Raw genomic sequence first — 16,725 nt, 5'->3', positions numbered from 1 at the left:
CCGGTAATGTACTGACTTATTTTTGACCTGTATCTACGCCCATTACGTCCATTTCTTAGCTTGAGGTGGTCTAATTAGGCAGGAGAGGATGAGATAATAGTTTCCGCTCCATAGGCAAACCCGATAAGCACCGTCAATACGACGGGCCACTTCCGTTCGACTAGGGTAGCCACGAGCGACAGCACTAGACACTCGCCCACCAAACCCGCAAGATTCTCATCTTCAAAAACTTAAATATAATACTCTGCTCTCTCTCGCTTGACCGGGCCGCCTCAGACTTCTGTTAGCTTCTAGTTGTAGCAAATTTGGCAAATGACGACAACAGCTCTACTAGCCTATTTCGAACGTGTTCTTTCCTTAACGGAAGCAGAAAAGTCTCTCGTAGCAGAAGCTTTCCAGGAGCGAAAGGTAAAACGAAGGCATTTTATCCTGCAGAAAGGGGACGTCTGCAAGCATCACACGTTCGTAGTGGCGGGCTGCTTTAGAATGTACCTGGTAGACGACAAAGGCAAAGAGCATAACCTGCAGTTTGCCATTGAGAACTGGTGGATAACAGACATTGCCAGTTTCTACGCGGCAGAGCCGAGTAGCCTGTACATAGAAGCGCTGGAAAATTCAACCATTCTTCAATTAAGAAAGGAAGACCAGGTCAAGTTCTTTGATGACAACCTCACGTTTAACCGGATTTTCCGGGCCCTTACGGAAAACGCCCTGGTTAACGCACATCGAAGAATTTTGCAGAATATCAGCTCCACCGCCGAAGAGCGTTACCTTGACTTTTTGAAAAGATACCCACAGTTTCTGCAACGGCTATCCAACGTGCAGATTGCCTCCTACCTGGGGGTGACGCCCGAATTTCTGAGTACCATCCGCAAAAAGATGATTGGCTCTTAATCTACCTTAAGTCGCTTTCTTAAACTACCTTATGGGCTGCCGCAGGTCAGCTCCTCCACCTTTGTGGCACTGGAAATCTTTAAAAAACAGCCAAGGTGGAAAAGAGACTAATTGCCGTAGTGGGCGCGACTGGCCTGCAAGGAAAGGGAGTAGTAGATGCGCTAGTGAAGGAGGGTTCTTTCACCGTTCGGGCAGTTACCCGAAACCCCAAGACCTATCAGGGCAAGGCGCACGAAGTAGCGCAGGGGGACTTGATGGACCTGGCCTCCATGACCAACGCCTTCCGGGGGGCACACGGGGTATTTGTGGTCACCAACTTTTGGGAAGGCGCCGACGAGCTGGCACAAGGCACACTGGCCGTTGAAGCCGCCAAAAATGCCCAGGTGCAGCATTTCATTTGGTCCACGCTGCCAAACGTGGAGAAAATCAGCAACGGGCAGTTTACCGTGCCTCAGTTTACGGGGAAAGCTGCCGTTGATGAGGTGGTGAAAAAGGCCGGCTTTGCACAGTATACCTTCGTGCAGCCGCCGTTTTACTTCCAAAACTTCCACGGCCACACCGCCCCACAGCAGCAGCAAGATGGTTCCATCGGCTGGACCTTGCCCATTGACCCCACCAAGAAGGTGCTGCACATGGCCGACATACACGATTTGGGTAAGGTGGTAGCCGGCGCGTTTTTACACCCCGAGAAGGTGGGCAATGGCGCTTACTTGTCTCTGGCGACCGAAGTAAATAGCTTCCATGATGTGGTGGAGGCTTTCAAGGCCAACGGGACAGACTATACGTTTTACCAAGTTCCGGCCAAGGTATTTGCCAATTTCTTTGAGGGCGCGGAAGCCGTGGCGCAGTTGCTAGGATACATTGAGACCTACACGTACATGGGCCCTGATTCCGAAGCGCAAGTTCAATTGGCTAACGAAATTGCAACCGAGCCCTTTACCTCGCTCAAAGAATGGATTAGAGCATCCGCCTAATGTGGTGGATTGAAGATGGGTTTCGCAGTAACCCAGGAGCTTGGTGGCCTAGGCTGGAGTGAAGGCGCTCGGCGCTATCATAAGCAACTTCCAATCGCATTTCTAGGGGCCGCGAGGTCATCTTATCATGCTGTCATACGCATCTGGCGGCCACGCAGTGAAGTATATCGCGTGGCCGCCAGATGAGCATGACCCGGACTTTAGCCGCTCTATCCCTACGGCGCCGTCGCCTTCGGCTTGGCGCTGCGGGCAAAGTCGCCGGCCTTCACGATGGTCAGCTTAGAGTAGTCGAGGTACTTCTTAGCCGCAGCGTTTACCTGCTCGGGCGTGAGGGCCGCGATGCGGCGGTCGAGCTCGGCGTCGTAGGTGAAGGTGCGGCCCTCGGCCTTGGTGAGGTACTGCGCCCAGGTGCTGGCCAGGTTGCGGTCTTGCGAGCGCTGCACCTGGAAGTTTTGCAGCGCGGCCGATTTGGCGGCCTTCAGCTCATCGGCCGTGACGCCGTCTTTGAGTAGGCGCTCGACTTCTTCCTTGTAGGCTTGTTCGAGGCGGGCCGAGTTGTCGGGGTTGTAGATGGCATACGACCCAAAACCGCCCACCTCGTCGTTGTCATCGGCATACATGTAGGAGCCCACCCCATAGCTCACACCCTCTTTTTGGCGGATGCGCGTAGCGAGGCGCGAATTCAAGAAACCATCACCTAGGATGTAGTTGGCCATATACAGGGCCGCGTAGTCGGGCGAGTCGTCGCGCAGCGGGTATTTCATCATGGCCACGAACATGGCGTTGGCCTTGTCGTTGGTTTGCAGGGCCTGGCTTTGGGCGGTGCCGGAGAACACGCGCTGCGGAATGCGCGCGTAGGGGCTGCTGGCCTTCCAGGTACCCAACTGCTTGTCGAGACGCTGGCGCAGGGCCGGCTCGTCGAAGCTGCCCACTACGGCCAGCGTGGCGTTTTGGGCGCCGTAAAACTGCTTGTAGAAGGCGCGCACATCTTCGATTTTAATGGCCTTGATGGCGGCAATCTCATCGTCATAGGATAGCGTTTCCATCGGGTGGCCCTTGGGGTAAGGCGAGCTTAGGCGACTGGCGAGGTTGTAGGCCAGCGCCTGGGGCTCTTGCTTCTGCGACTCTAGGTCGGCGAGGCGCGCCTGCTTAAGCTTCTCAAACTCATCGGCCGGGAAGGAGGGGTTACGCAGGCAGTCAAGCACGATGTCCATCACGCTGTTCAGGTGCGCCTTATCAGTCTGAATACCCGCTGTGGCCGTTTGGCCGCCGCCGTAGAAGTACACCTGCGCCTGCGCCTTGTCGAAAGCATCCCGAATCTGGGCGTAGGTGCGCATTTTGGTGCCGCGCTGGAGCATGGCGGCCGTGAGCTGAGCCACGCCCGGCTTGCCCGTGAGCGAGGCCTCAGTGCCATAGCGCAGCTTCAGCTCCGCGTTTACCGAGTTGCCGCGTGTCTGCTTTTGCAGCAGCGCGTACTTGAGGCCGTTCTTCTCCTGGCCTAGCTTGGTGCGGGTGTTGATATTGGCGGGTGACGCGTCGAAGGCTTCACCGGCCGCGATGGCGGGCTCGCCTTTATAGTTTTTCACCAGCGCGGCCACGTCGGGGGCGGCGGGCACGGTGGTGCGGTCGGGCCGGTTGTCAGGCTCGAAAAGGCCCACGGTGCGGTTGCTAGGTTTGAGATAGGCGGCGGCCACGCGCTGCACGTCGGCGGCCGTTACCTTGCGCAGGTTGTCGCGGTAGAGGTACACGAGGCGCCAGTCGCCGGTGGCGATGTACTCGCTCAAGGTCAGCCCTAGGTCATCGCTTTTCTGAAATAGCAGCTCAATATCCTTGAGCAGCTTGGTTTTGGCGCGGGCTACTTCCTCGGCCGTGGGTGGCTGGGTGCGGGCCACCGCGTCGAGGGCACCCAGCATAGCCGTGCGGGCCGAGTCGAGCGAGCGGCCCTGGCGCACATCGGCGTAGAAATACGCAAAGCCAGGGTCGTGCAGCGTGGGGGTAAAGCCCCAGGTGCTGGCCGCTTTTTTATTTTCTACCAGTGCCTTATACAGGCGGCCCGAAGGCTGATTGGTGAGTACGTCCACCAGCACATCGGTGGCAGCGTAGTCGGGGTGGGCGCCGGCTACCACGTGGTAGGCTACGGCCAGGCCTTGGGTGTCGCCAGGCCGGCGTAGGGTCACCGAGCGCTCGCCATCTTGGGTGGGCTCGGTGGTGTAGGTGGGGGCCAGCACGCGAGTGGGCTTGGCAATGGGCCCGAAGTCCTGTTTGATGAGCGCCAGCGTCTTGGCGGGGTCAAACTTGCCGGCCACCAGCAGCACGGCGTTGTCGGGCTGGTAGTACTTTTGGTAAAAGGCCTTGAGGTTATCAATCGGCACGCGCTCAATATCTTCCTTCGAGCCGATGGTCGATTTGCCGTAGTTGTGCCATAGGTAAGCGCTACTCAGCACGCGTTCCATGAGCACGCTGCTAGGTGAGTTTTCGCCGCTCTCAAACTCGTTGCGCACCACGCTAAACTCACTGTCGAGGTCCTTCTTGGCAATGAAAGAATTGACCATACGGTCAGCTTCTAGGTCCAAGGCCCACTTCAGGTTCTCGTCGGTCGAGGTGAAGGTTTCGAAGTAGTTGGTGCGGTCGAGCCAAGTTGTGCCATTGGGGTTGGCGCCATGCTCGGTCAGCTCCTGCGGAATGTTGGGATGCTTGGTCGAGCCCTTAAACACCATGTGCTCTAGCAGGTGGGCCATACCACTTTCGCCGTAGCCCTCGTGCCGCGAGCCTACCAGATAGGTGATGTTGACGGTAGCCGTGGCCTTCGACTGGTCGGGGAAGAGCAGCACCCGCAGACCGTTGGGCAGCTTGTATTCGGTGATGCCCTCCACCGACGTCACTTGCGTGACGCCCGCGGGCAGAGCAGTAGCGGTTTGGGCCAGCAATGGCCGGGCGGGCAGACCTAGGGCCAACAACGCCCCCAGTAGGAAAGTGTGTTTCATACGAGCAAGTATCTAGGAATAGCAGAATAATGCGATTTAATCAAAAATTCTTGATAATCAGCACACTCCTACTACCAGATACCTGCGGCCCGGCGGCAGTTGCAAGCTGCAGCGGCTACTTTAGCGTCAGCGAGTAGGCTACCACCTGCGCAATTTGGGTTGGGCTTAAGGTCTTACTAAAGCTTGGCATTTTCCCCATACCATTCGTTACCAGATAGGTGCGACCCATAGTATTGAGGTTACTTTTGGTGAGGTCGTGAGCACCATTAAGCCCTAGGCGGCCGTCTTTGCCGTGGCAGCGCTGGCAGTTTTTTTGAAAAATTAATTGGCCCGGCGTGGGCGGGGCAGCCTGGGCGCTGGCGCTCACAGCGAGCAATCCAAGCGCGAGGCCCATGTTTTTATACCTATGCATAGCAATTCCCTAACGCGAAAACTGCGCCGAAAGTAACCCCCTGAGCAGGCTACGTAGCGCCCGCGTCGCTTTCGCGCCCGACCTTTGCCGCGCTATTCTATTGTTTACGTTATCCTAGACCTGTGCGCGTTGCTGTAGTTATTAATACTTCCTGGAACATCTGGAATTTCCGCCGGGGCCTCGTTAAGGCCCTGCAAGCCGCTGGCCACGAGGTGCTGGCCATTGCCCCGCCCGATGCCTACTCGGCACGCCTGGAAAGTGAGTTGGGCTGCCGCTACGTACCCATCCTGATGGAAAACAAGGGCACCAATCCACTCAAAGATGCCCAGCTAACGCGTCGTTTTTTAACTATTTACAAGCGTGAGCGGCCCGATGTGGTGCTACACTTCACCATCAAGCCCAACATTTACGGCACGCTGGCAGCCAAGCTGGCGGGCGTGGCCAGCATCAACAATGTAAGTGGCTTAGGCACCGTTTTTCTCATCGAGAACCTGGTAAGCAAAGTGGCCCGCGGGCTGTACCGACTGGCCTTTCGGTTTCCACACAAAGTATTTTTTCAGAACAACGACGACCGCGAGCTCTTCATTCGCTACGGCCTCATCAGGCCCGAGCGCACGGGCCTGGTGCCCGGCTCAGGCGTCGATTTGGCGCGCTTCCGTCCCCAGCCCAGCGCCGACAAAGCTGCCAATGCGCCCTTCACCTTCCTTATGGTGGCGCGGGTGCTCTACGAAAAAGGCATCGTGGAGTACTTCGAGGCGGCGCGGCAGCTACGCACGACCCTAGGGCCCGACCAGGTGCGGGTGCAATTGCTGGGCGGCCTCGATGAGGCCGGCGGCGTGGGCGTGCCCCGCGCCACGTTCGAGCAGTGGCTGGCCGAGGGCCACGTCGAGCACCTAGGTACCTCCGACAACGTGGCCGAGCACCTGCACCGCGCCGACTGCGTGGTGCTGCCTTCCTACCGCGAAGGCACCCCCAAAACCCTGCTCGAAGCCGCGGCCTGCGGCAAACCTCTTGTAACCACCGATGTACCCGGCTGCCGCGAGACCGTGGAGCACGGCCGCAACGGCTACCTTTGCCAAGTGCGCTCGGCCGATGACCTAGCTGCCAAGCTACTACTCGTGGCCCAGCTGGCGCCCGAGCGCCTGGCAGCCATGGGCGCCGCCAGCCGCCAGCTCGCTGAAGAGAAATTTGACGAGCAGCTTGTGCTGCGCGAGTACCTGACCGCCGTGGCCGAGGCTAGCCGGCAGTCTCCTATCAAAATGCACTAACACCTTTATTTTTAGTCTCTCTATGGAAGTTATTACGCATTCTCTACCTGGCCTGCTTGAGTTCCGGCCTCGCATATTTGGCGACCCGCGCGGCGCGTTTTTCGAAAGCTTTAGCGCGCGTACTATGGAAGGCCTGGGCCTGCCGCACCTCGACTGGGTGCAAGACAATCAGAGTAGCTCCAAGGCCGGTACGCTACGGGGCCTGCACTTTCAGAAGCCGCCCCACGCGCAGGCCAAGCTGGTACGCGTGGCCCAGGGCCGCGCCCTCGACGTGGTAGTAGACCTACGCCGCGACTCGCCCACCTACGGCCAGCACGCCAAGGTGCTACTCACCGCCGAGCTCGGCAATGTGCTTTACGTACCTATCGGGTTTGCCCACGGCTTTGTGGCGCTGGAAGACAACACGCTGTTTCTCTACAAGTGCTCGGACTATTACGCCCCCGGCGCCGAGGGCGGCCTGCTCTGGAACGACCCCGCCCTAGGTATCGACTGGGGCTTTGAGGGCGAGGCACTCGTTTCGCCCAAAGACGCCATTCTGCCCACGCTGGCTGAATTGGCAAGACCATTTTAGGTCAATAAGCAAATAGTAAGGAGGCACTGAGCAAGCGAAATGGCTTTCTTGCTCAGTGCCTCCTTACTATTTGCCTAGGTCTAAAGCAGAGGCAGCAAGCTTTCCAGACCCATGCCACGCGAGCCTTTCAGCAGGATAAGCTGGCCGGCGATGGTTTGGTGGGCCAGCCACTCGGCGGCGGCACCTTTGTCGGCGAAGTAGTAAGCAGCTGGGTGCGCCTCAGCGGCGGCCTGCATCAGGGGGCCGATGAGCACTGCGTGGTGCAGCCCTAGGTCGGCCAGCAGCTGGCCAAGGGCGCGGTGCTCGGCAGCGCTGGTATCGCCTAGCTCGAACATATCGCCTAGGATAGCCAAGCGCCCCTGGCCAGCGGCCACGGGGCGCTGCGCAAAGCTGCGCAGGGCGGCGGCCATGCTGCTGGGGTTGGCATTATAAGCGTCGAGTATCAGGTCGTTGCCGCGGTCGGTGCGCACGAGCTGCGAGCGGTTGTTCTGGGGGTTGTAGGCAGCCAGGGCGGCGGCTACCTGGGCAGAGGGCACCTCAAAATAGGCGCCTACAGCTGCTGCCGCCGCCATATTCGGAAAGTTGTACTCCCCGGTGAGGTGGGCAGCTACCTCGGTGCCGTCCCACAGGCGCAGGCGTAGCGCCGGGTCGGCGGCCAGCAGCGTAGCGGGGTAGGCGTCGCCGGGCTGGGAATAGGTGGCACGGTGCGGTACTGCCCCGGCCAGCCCCGGCAGCTTGGCATCGAGGGTGTTTACGAAAGCAGTGCCGCCGTGCGCCGCCAGGTAGTCAAACAGCTCGCCCTTGCCTTTTGCGATGCCAGCCTCGCCCCCAAAACCCTCGAGGTGGGCCTTGCCGATGTTGGTGATGAGGCCGTGCGTAGGCTCGGCCCACTGGCAGTAGTCCGCAATTTCGCCCTGGTGGTTGGCCCCCATCTCAATCACGGCAATGTCGTGCTCCTGCGGCCGGAGGCGCAGCAGCGTGAGGGGCACGCCAATGTGGTTATTGAAATTGCCAGTGGTAGCCAGCACGTTATATTTCTGCGCTAGAACTACCGTCAGCAATTCCTTGGTAGTGGTTTTGCCGTTTGAGCCTGTGATAGCCAGCACCGGGCCCCGAAACTGGCGGCGGTGCTCCTGGGCCAGGGCTTGCAGGGCAACCAACGGGTCGGCGGCGTAGGTGTAGTGCGCCGGGTCCTGGGTGGCCAGTTGTTCGTCGTCTACCACGGCGTGGCGGGCGCCTTTGGCCAGCGCGCCGGCCGCAAAGGCGGCCCCGCGAAAGCTGGGGCCATTGAGGGCGAAGAAGAGCGTGCCCGGCTGGGGCTGGCGCGAGTCGGTGCTGACCTGGCCCTGGGCGGCGAGGTACTGGGCGTAGAGGGGCGTGGGCATCGTCGTCATTACGGCCACAAAGGTGGGGCCCCAGGTGATATTTAGCCGCTACTGCTTCACCACGCGGTGCAGGCTGGCCCGGCCATCCAGCACCACGCGCAGCAGGTAGAGGCCAGGCGGCAGCGCGGCCGGGCTGGGTAGTGCTAGGTCTTGCGCGGGCGACGCACCTAGGTGCTGCTGATAAAGCAAGCGGCCATCGGGCGCCAGCAGCGCCAGGGTCGTGCTGCCGGCCGCCGGCAACCGTACCGTCAGGGCTTCATCGAACACGTTTGGGAATACTGCTACGGCCGCCGCTCCGGTGCGCACAGCCACCACCGGCGAGTAATAGCCGGTACCATCGTGGTCGAGCTGGCGCAGGCGGTAATACCCTAGGCCCGGCTGCGGCGGTTGGTAGCCAAAGGCGTAGCGCTGGGCCTGGGCCGTGGTACCGGCCGCCGCCACCCGGCCCACCGGCACAAAGGTGCTACCGTCGGCGCTGGCTTCTACCACGAAGGCGTCGGCATCGCGCTCGCTGGCGGTTTGCCAGGTTAGGTGCACGGCCGACCCCTGGGCGGCGCCCGCAAAGGCGGTGAGCGTTACGGGCAGGGGCTGAATGCTGAGCGCCGCCGTATTATAGGCCACAAACGCCTGGTCGCTGCTGCCGTTCAGCGTTATCTGAAAGCTCTTGATGCGGCTATAGTCGCTGGCCGTAATGCCGAACGAAGAAAAATCGGCCGCCCACAGGCGTAGGTCGCGACCCGTGTTGGTGAAGCCTGTGCCCAGGGTCATGGGGCTTTGCGAAGCCTCATAAAAATCAGCCATCCAATTTCCTACCACCGGCACGTTCACGAATACCACCGTGACGGCGGTGCCCACCGCTTTGCCGCTGGCATCCAAGAACTGGTATTTATCACCCCCCGTATCGGGCGAGGCAAACTGGGTCACGAGCACATCAGGCACCCCATCGCCGATGGCCGCTTGGGCCACCGAGCTGACGGCAAAGGTGAGCGTGCCCGCCGGCAGGTTGGCCACTCCGGTACCTAGGTCGAGGCCCTGCACGCCGTCGCTGAGGTAGCGCTCGTAGCCGCCGGTGGGCGGTGGCGAGCTCGGCCCGTTGTGCACCTTGTCGTAGAGCTGCCCCAGGCCGACTTTAGTGTTGGAGTTGATGACGGTCGAAGATGTAAGCCCATCTACCGACAAGGCTTGGTATCGCCCTGGCTTGTACGTCAGCTCGTTGGCCTTCAACAGCTCGTCGTTGACACCGGTAGCGTAGCGCACGCCATCCAGCGAAAAAGCTATCAGATTGTGCGAGTTGTCGGGCTTGGTAGCGCTAAGAGGTGCATTGCCGGTGGTACCAGTGCCACTACGCCAAAACTTGCCGTAGTCAGTAACTATTTCTGTGACGTAATTGACCGTGCCCTGTGCACGGGATTTACTACCTGAAATTATAATTATTACAGCAAATAATAGTCTTTTCATAAATTATAATATGATTATTATTAGCACAAAGAAAGTCCAGATTTTTCACAAAGTCCAAATTCTGGACTGAATCCCAAAAAAAGATTTTACATTTTCTGGTTTTGCGCAGGCTAAAGCGCAACTTGTAGCTGTTAGCCAGTGGTTGTCACTTCATTCGCTGCTTCCTTCCTCTGCTTATGGCTCGCTCTCTACTTTTGCTGCTCATTAGCTGGGCTTTATCACTGGGCGGGCAGTCAGCCCAAGCGCAAACGACGGGTGCCCGGTTTGGCTTCGAGTTTGGCAGTGTAGCTCGGCTAGTGCAGGGCACCGATACGCTGCCCCACGCCTGGGCGGGCGGCCTCAACGCTCCACAATTCAGCAACATAGACCTGAACGGCGATGGCCAACTCGACCTGTACGTCTTTGACCGCGAGGCGTCGCGCAGCTATACCTTTCTGAACGTGGCGGCGGGCGGCGGGCGGCGCTGGCAGTACGCTCCGGTGTACGAGAATGCCTTTCCGAATGACCTAGCCAGCTGGGTGGCACTGCGCGATTATGACTGCGATGGCCGGCCCGATATTTTTACCTACGTGGAGGGCGGTAACATCCGGGTGTTTCACAACGAAGGCTCGGCCAGCGGCAGCCCACAGTTTGTGCTGGCCAACGCCGAGCTAGGCTTTGCCCTCTCCAGCACGCTTAACGTCAACATCAATTCGGGCTACTACAACGTGCCGGCGGTGCAGGACGTGAACGGCGACGGCCGGCTCGATATCCTCACCTACGATTTTGCAGCTTCAACCAACCTAGAGCTGTACCTGAACACGGGCACCGGGCCGTGCACCGACCTAAGTTCGTTTCGGCAGGCTACGAACTACTGGGGCAAGCTTTCGGCGTGCCCCGACTGCGCTATGTACCAGCCCAATGGGGTAGCCCAGTGCCAGGCCCGGCGCGTAATGGGCCCCATACCGGGCGACGGCACCACCAAAATCATGCACAGCATGGGCCACAACGTGCTGCTCGCAGACCTCAACGGCGACGGCGTGCTCGACCTGCTCGATGGCCGCGACAACTGCCCGCAGCTATCGCGGCTGCTCAATACGGGCAGCAGCAGCACGGACGCCACCTTCACGCTGGCAGGCATCAGCAGCGCTTTTCCCTTGGCCACACCCTTGGCTACTTCGGTATATCCAGCGCCCTACATCTTTGATGCTGACCTAGATGGCGCGCCCGACCTAGTGGTAGCACCCAACCAGATTACCAACCAAGACGACCGCGTGAGCATGCGCCGCACCGTGCGCCAGTACCGCCTCACGAGCGGCGGCGGGGCGGGCGCCCTGCCCACCTATAGCCAGGTGAGCGATGGCTTTTTGCAAAATGATATGCTCGATGTGAGCGAGGGCGCGGCCCCAGCCTTCGGCGACCTCGACGGCGACGGGCTTACCGACATGCTGGTAGGCTCGCAGGGTGACCAGGTGAACGGCTACTACCGCAGCAGTATCTATTACTATCGCAACGTAGGCACGGCCCGCCGCCCCGTGTTCCGGCTCGTTACCGACGATTACTTAGGGCTGGCGGCCACGGCCGCGCTCACACCGGCCAGCCGTTTCGAGAGCCTGCGCCCGGCCTTGGTAGACCTCAACCGCGACGGGGCCCTCGACCTAGTGTACTCGGTGTACGCGGGCAGCAGCAACCGGCTGCACTTCCGGCTCAACCAGGCCGGGGCAGGGCAAGCGGCCGTTTTTAACGCCGCGGCCGACGACTATTTCCGGCCCCAGGGCACGGGTGGCACCGGCGCCATCGCCACCTACGCGGGCGATACGCCGTGCTTTTTTGATGTGGATGGCGACGGCTACGTAGACCTGCTGCTCGGCACCAACGACACCAGCGAGCCCGGCTCCAGCCTGCGCTATTACCGCAACCAGGGCGCGGGCGTGGCCACCAACAGTCTGTTTGCGCTGGCTAATAATGACTACGGCCAGCTGCGCAATAATGGCGCCCGCCTCATCAACCTGGCCCCAACCGTGGCCGACTTCGACGGCGACGGCCGCCCCGACCTGCTCACGGTAAGCGGGGCGGGCACGGTGCGCTTCTACAGCGACTTCCGCAACCAGGGCGCGGCCTTCACGGAGCGTACCGACTTGTTTTATAATAAGCTCACCAGCCGCTACTACGCCGCGCAGCTTGGCCACGGCACGCTGCTGCACTACGCCCCCGCCGCCGCCGACCTCAACCAGGATGGCACGCCCGAGCTGTACATCGGCACCGAAACGGGCGGCATTGTGAGCTACGTCACGGGGCGCGAGACTCCGCTGGCCGCCGAGCCGCCCGCCGCCCCGGCCGTGGCCCTAGGGGTATACCCTAACCCCGCCAGCCCTACCGACGCCGTAACCGTTGAAACGGCCCAGCTCACCAGCCTGCGCCTATTCGACCTCACGGGCCGCTTGGTGCGCCAAGATGCCACACCGCGGCGCACCCGCACCCTCGACCTAGGCGGCCTCGCGCCCGGCATGTACGTGGTGCAAGTCACGGCCAGCGATGGGGCGGCAGCCACTCGCAAGCTGCTAGTGAAATAGCTATACTAGCGCTAAGAGAGAAGGCCAGGATGCGGAGTGCATCCTGGCCTTCTCTCTTAGCGCTTACTTGAGTTCGTAGGCATCGGCATCGCTCAGGGCCGACAGCTGCTCGCGGGCCTCGTGCAGAGGGTGGCGCATGAGGCGGCGGGTAAGAATGGTAGGCATGGAGCCGGCCTGGGCCAGGTAATCTCCCCTAGGGTCAAGCAGCATGGTGTGGCCGCTGTACTCTACCCCTAGGCCATCGAGGCCAATACGGTTCACGCCAGCTACGTAGGTCAGGTTTTCGATGGCGCGCGCTTGCAGCAGCACCTTCCAGGCATGCACGCGGGCGTGGGGCCAGTTGGCCACGTACAGCAGCAGGTCGTAGGGCTCGGCAGAGGGGTTGCGGCTCCACACCGGGAAGCGCAGGTCGTAGCATACCAGTGGCTGAATGCGCCAGCCGCGCCACTCTTCTACCAGGCGGCCCGCGCCGGCCGTGTATACTTCGTGCTCGCCAGCCATCCGAAACAGGTGGCGCTTGTCGTAGGCGCTGTAGCTGCCATCGGGGCGCACCCACAGTAGGCGGTTGTAGTAGCGCCCACCTTCAGCTACCATCACGCTGCCCGTCACTACGGCATCGTAGCGAGCGGCCTGCTCGCGCAGCCAAGCCAACGTGGCACTTTCAGCCGGCTCGGCCTGGGCCGCCGCGGCCATGCTGAAGCCGGTAGTAAACATCTCGGGCAGCACTATCAAATCGGTAAGCCCCGGTCCGGCAAGGGCCGCGGCCAGTTGGTCGGTGAGCGCGGCGCGGTTGGCCGCTGGCTCGTGCCAGTGTAGGTCGGTTTGCACCAGCGACACAGTAAAGTCAGTCATACGAGTAAAGAGTATTCAGGAAAGGCGATAGTAATTAATTAGTGCAATTAGCACATGCTTAGGTGATAGTTTGCTATTCTACTTACAAAATTCGTTACTGTCGCCTTATCGGCGCAAGCGGGCAGCAGCGGCTTCCAACGTAGGCAGCTCCTTGGCAAAGCAAAATCGCACGAAACCAGGGTCGTATCCATCGTGGTAGAAGGCCGACACAGGCACTACCGCCACGCCCCACGTGCGCGCCAACTCGGTGGCAAACGCCACGTCGCCGGCCTGGGAGTACTGCCGGTAACCCGCCAGCTGAAAGTAGCCACCCGGCACCGGCAGCAGCTGCCAGCCCGTGCCCGCTAGCAGCTGCCGAAAAGCATCGCGCTTGGCTTGATAAAACCCGGCTAAGCCGCGGGCGTGCGCATCGGCAGGGTCGGCGGCCAGTACATCGGCCAGGGCGTGCTGGGTGGGCGTGCTCACGGCAAAGGTCACGAACTGGTGCACCCGCCGCACCTCGGTGCTGAGGGCGGGCGGAGCCAGGCAGTAGCCCACCTTCCAGCCGGTGGCGTGGTAGGTTTTACCAAACGACGACAGCACGAAGGTGCGCTCCCGTAGGGCCGGGTGCTGGCGGGCACTGCGCGGCGCCACGCCGTCGAACACTAGGTGCTCGTACACCTCGTCGGAGAGCACCAGCACGTCGGTGCCGTCGACCAGGTTGGCCAGCGCCTCCCAGTCGGCGGCCGTAAATACGGCCCCGCTGGGGTTGTGTGGCGTATTAATCATAATGAGCCGCGTGCGCGGACCTAGGGCCGCCCGCACGGCGTCCCAGTCGGGCCGAAAGTCGGGGACGGGCAGGCGCACGTAGCGCGGCACGCCGCCCTGCAGCCGCACAGCCGGCCCGTAGAGGTCGTAGGCCGGCTCCAGAATAATGACTTCGTCGCCGGGGCGCACCACGGCGGCTAGCACTACATACAGCGCCTCGGTGGCCCCGGCCGTAATGGTAATTTCGGTAGCGGGGTCGGGCGCGGGCGCGTCGGCCTGCAGCCGCCCTACCTGCGCCGCTATGGCCTCGCGCAGGCGCGGCAAGCCAGGCATGGGGGCGTACTGGTGGCTACCCGGCGCCAGGGCGTGGCGGGCCAGGGCCTCGCGCAGGGCCAGCGGCGGGTCGTAGTCCGGAAAGCCCTGCGCCAGATTCAGGGCCCCGGCTTCCTGGGCCAGCGCCGTCATTTGGGAGAAGATACTAACCCCGATATCGGGCAATTTGGAAGCCAGCATAAATGCGAGGTAACGTCCGGGGCGGCGGCACGTAGAAAAGGAAAGAGGTACTCAAAGATAAACTGACGTAGTATGCCTGGCTTAACACTCGGCTGCCTTAACCTGGACTGTATATTTACATACAATTAAATCCTCAATTTACTACGTACTAAATAAGCCTGTTGGATTTTATGGCTATTGTTTATCGCACTTCTTATCTATTGCTACACCACGACCCCACCGGCGCCACCATCGAAACTGAGTGGCAAGGCTTCGTGAATTCTGAACAATTGCGCACCTCACTGCTCGAGGTGCTGCGCCTGGCGCGCCAGTACCGCGTGAAGGGGTATATTGCTAATAATGTCCTGCTACGCACTATTCGCCCCGCCGACCAAGACTGGATAAATGAAGTGTGGTTTCCGGAATTTGCCAAGCTTGGGGTGCAGCGTATGGCGGTAGTGGTGTCGCAGGATGGCCTCAACCGCATGGGCGTCGACAACATCATGCAGCGCGCTACCGCTCACTTGCCCTTCGATACCCAGCATTTTGCCGATGCCCAAGCGGCCCGCCAATGGGCGGCAGTGACCAGTGCCGGGCGCACCCAGCTGGCCTAGGCTACCTAGGTAGCACCAAAAACCGAGACATTAAAAAAGGCCCCGCCAACTACCGTTGGCGGGGCCTTTTGCTAGCGAAGCAGCTCTAGAGCGCCTGCTTCAGCTCTTGCGGGAATAGCTTGCGCACGTGCTCGACCTTGCGGGCCGATACGGCTTCGATGTAGGGGTTTTCGGGGTGCAGGCGGTAGTAGCCCTGGTGGTAGTCTTCGGCATCCCAAAACTGCTTGAAGGGCACTACCTGCGTTACGATTTTAGCATCGTACTGCTTCGAGGCATTCACCTTGGCAATGGTCTGCTCGATTACCTTCTTCTCCTCGGGCGTGCGGTAAAAAGCTACCGAGCGGTACTCGGGCCCCGTGTCGTTGCCCTGGCGGTTGAGCTGCGTGGGGTCGTGGCTGGCCGTGAAAAACACGTTGGCCAGCGTTTGGTAGCTGATGACCTTGGGGTCGTAGTAAATATTCACCGTTTCGGCGTGGCCGGTGCGCTGGCCAGCCACCTGCTCGTAGCTGGGGTGCGCCACGGTGCCGCCCGCGTAGCCGCTTACTACCTGCTTTACGCCCTTGAGCTCCTCAAAGGCTTCCTCTTGCGCCCAAAAGCAGCCCCCGGCAAAGGTGGCCTGCGCCAGCCCGGCCGTGTTCTTGGGGGCAAAGCCCGCCGTGGAGGCCGACAGCACCGCGGCTGAAGGGGCCGCAGGGGCTTGGGTTTGCGCCTGGGCGGGCTGCTGCGAGCCGCAGGCGGTAAGAGCGAGTAAGCCAAGGCCTAGGGCGGCCGACAATAGCTTGGTCATGGGTTGAGGCGAAAGAAAAGACAGGTGGCGATGACATACGCCAGCTACCCGGCGTGTGGATTCTTTTAAACACGTCTTATCGGCGCGCAGTTCACTGCCGGCACGCTCATGTTGATACCGTTATCTGGTTGGTGCAGCGCAGCTTTACACCGCTGGCTTGCGTAGTATTTGCCTTACCACCCCGCGCCTACCGGACGGCCTCACTCCATGAACTACTACGCCTTTGCCACTGCCCTAGGGCTCGGAGCACTTGTCCTCTGCCCGGCCCACGCCCAAAACCGGGTAGCCAACTACGGTGCTGGCCAGCCCGGCACGGCCAGCTACGAGCACTTCAGCTTCTGGACCAATGCTGGCCGGCGCACCGATATTCACTACGCCCACGGTGAAGACCGGGTAGATGTGCCACTGCGTTATGCCGGCCTAGGTCGGGTTAATGGCCAGGCCGGCTTCAAGGTGCAGTTTCCCGACCGCCGCACGCTATATTTAGTCCCCAGCGGCAACACGTTGCGCGTGAGCTCCGCCAACGGCGCCACCACCAAAACTTTCGCCTGGGAATACGAAGGCCCTATGAATGGCGTGGGCACCAATTGCAGCGTGTGCGCAGACGATGCAGCGGCCGCCATGCAGCTGCTGCGTAAGTATTATTTGAAGTAGGTTTTTAAGTCATAGCGAGCGCATGACCCCACCCCCGGCCCCTCTCCCTCCGGGAGAGGGGCCGGGGGTGGGGTCATGCGC

General features: G+C 60.7%; 14 protein-coding genes. 7 read left to right on the top strand and 7 right to left on the bottom strand.

All coding sequences use genetic code 11. The annotated features are described in order from the left end of the window. Positions 1–312 precede the first annotated feature (312 nt). Positions 313–894 (top strand): Crp/Fnr family transcriptional regulator, encoded by a 582-nt coding sequence (locus JAO77_RS06765; protein ID WP_198989585.1) that lies wholly within the window; start codon positions 313–315, stop codon positions 892–894. A 95-nt stretch (positions 895–989) separates the two neighbouring features. After that, positions 990–1,868 (top strand): NmrA/HSCARG family protein, encoded by an 879-nt coding sequence (locus JAO77_RS06760; RefSeq protein ID WP_198989584.1) that lies wholly within the window; start codon positions 990–992, stop codon positions 1,866–1,868. 215 nt (positions 1,869–2,083) lie between these two features. Here JAO77_RS06760 and JAO77_RS06755 read toward each other — a convergent pair whose 3' ends face one another. Continuing rightward, positions 2,084–4,852, bottom strand: coding sequence for a M16 family metallopeptidase (locus JAO77_RS06755; RefSeq protein WP_198989583.1), 2,769 nt, complete (start codon positions 4,850–4,852; stop codon positions 2,084–2,086). A 115-nt stretch (positions 4,853–4,967) separates the two neighbouring features. Further along, complete coding sequence (locus JAO77_RS06750; RefSeq protein ID WP_198989582.1) at positions 4,968–5,246, bottom strand: c-type cytochrome; 279 nt, start codon at positions 5,244–5,246, stop codon at positions 4,968–4,970. Positions 5,247–5,386: 140 nt separating this feature from the next. Here JAO77_RS06750 and JAO77_RS24500 point away from each other — a divergent pair, with 140 nt between their 5' ends. Both JAO77_RS24500 and rfbC read left to right on the top strand, forming a co-directional pair. Further along, complete coding sequence (locus tag JAO77_RS24500; RefSeq protein WP_198989581.1) at positions 5,387–6,532, top strand: glycosyltransferase family 4 protein; 1,146 nt, start codon at positions 5,387–5,389, stop codon at positions 6,530–6,532. A gap of 22 nt (positions 6,533–6,554) precedes the next feature. Beyond that, positions 6,555–7,103 carry a dTDP-4-dehydrorhamnose 3,5-epimerase gene (rfbC, locus tag JAO77_RS06740; RefSeq protein WP_198989580.1) on the top strand — a complete coding sequence of 183 codons (549 nt, stop codon included), beginning with the start codon at positions 6,555–6,557 and terminating at the stop codon, positions 7,101–7,103. Positions 7,104–7,183: 80 nt separating this feature from the next. Here the strand turns inward: rfbC and JAO77_RS06735 are convergent, their stop codons facing one another. Together JAO77_RS06735 and JAO77_RS06730 are read right to left on the bottom strand one after the other, a co-directional pair. Continuing rightward, a complete protein-coding gene (locus JAO77_RS06735; protein ID WP_370549817.1) occupies positions 7,184–8,488 on the bottom strand; it encodes a UDP-N-acetylmuramoyl-tripeptide--D-alanyl-D-alanine ligase in 1,305 nt (434 codons plus the stop codon). 48 nt (positions 8,489–8,536) lie between these two features. Beyond that, a complete protein-coding gene (locus JAO77_RS06730; RefSeq protein WP_198989578.1) occupies positions 8,537–9,946 on the bottom strand; it encodes a T9SS type A sorting domain-containing protein in 1,410 nt (469 codons plus the stop codon). Between the two features lie 176 nt (positions 9,947–10,122). Here JAO77_RS06730 and JAO77_RS06725 point away from each other — a divergent pair, with 176 nt between their 5' ends. Then, the gene (locus tag JAO77_RS06725) at positions 10,123–12,498 is read left to right on the top strand and encodes a T9SS type A sorting domain-containing protein (RefSeq protein WP_198989577.1); all 2,376 of its coding nucleotides are present in this window, start codon (positions 10,123–10,125) and stop codon (positions 12,496–12,498) included. 63 nt (positions 12,499–12,561) lie between these two features. On the opposite strand, the gene JAO77_RS06720 is transcribed toward JAO77_RS06725, so the two are convergent. Both JAO77_RS06720 and JAO77_RS06715 read right to left on the bottom strand, forming a co-directional pair. Next, positions 12,562–13,350 carry an amidohydrolase gene (locus JAO77_RS06720; RefSeq protein WP_198989576.1) on the bottom strand — a complete coding sequence of 263 codons (789 nt, stop codon included), beginning with the start codon at positions 13,348–13,350 and terminating at the stop codon, positions 12,562–12,564. A gap of 105 nt (positions 13,351–13,455) precedes the next feature. After that, a complete protein-coding gene (locus tag JAO77_RS06715) occupies positions 13,456–14,610 on the bottom strand; it encodes a methionine aminotransferase (RefSeq protein WP_198989575.1) in 1,155 nt (384 codons plus the stop codon). 170 nt (positions 14,611–14,780) lie between these two features. Between JAO77_RS06715 and JAO77_RS06710 the strand changes: the two genes are divergently transcribed. Beyond that, entirely contained in the window at positions 14,781–15,203 is a 423-nt protein-coding gene (locus JAO77_RS06710) for an STAS/SEC14 domain-containing protein (RefSeq protein ID WP_198989574.1), read from the top strand. A gap of 85 nt (positions 15,204–15,288) precedes the next feature. On the opposite strand, the gene msrA is transcribed toward JAO77_RS06710, so the two are convergent. Further along, positions 15,289–15,990, bottom strand: a complete 702-nt coding sequence (msrA, locus tag JAO77_RS06705) for a peptide-methionine (S)-S-oxide reductase MsrA (protein ID WP_198989573.1) — start codon at positions 15,988–15,990, stop codon at positions 15,289–15,291. 207 nt (positions 15,991–16,197) lie between these two features. Here msrA and JAO77_RS06700 point away from each other — a divergent pair, with 207 nt between their 5' ends. After that, positions 16,198–16,644 (top strand): hypothetical protein, encoded by a 447-nt coding sequence (locus tag JAO77_RS06700; protein WP_198989572.1) that lies wholly within the window; start codon positions 16,198–16,200, stop codon positions 16,642–16,644. Positions 16,645–16,725: the final 81 nt, after the last annotated feature.

The sequence above is a fragment of the Hymenobacter sp. BT559 genome (assembly GCF_016427535.1).
GTDB lineage: Bacteria > Bacteroidota > Bacteroidia > Cytophagales > Hymenobacteraceae > Hymenobacter.
Note: the sequence above shows the minus strand (reverse complement) of the source record. Positions and strands in the feature narration are given on the sequence as shown.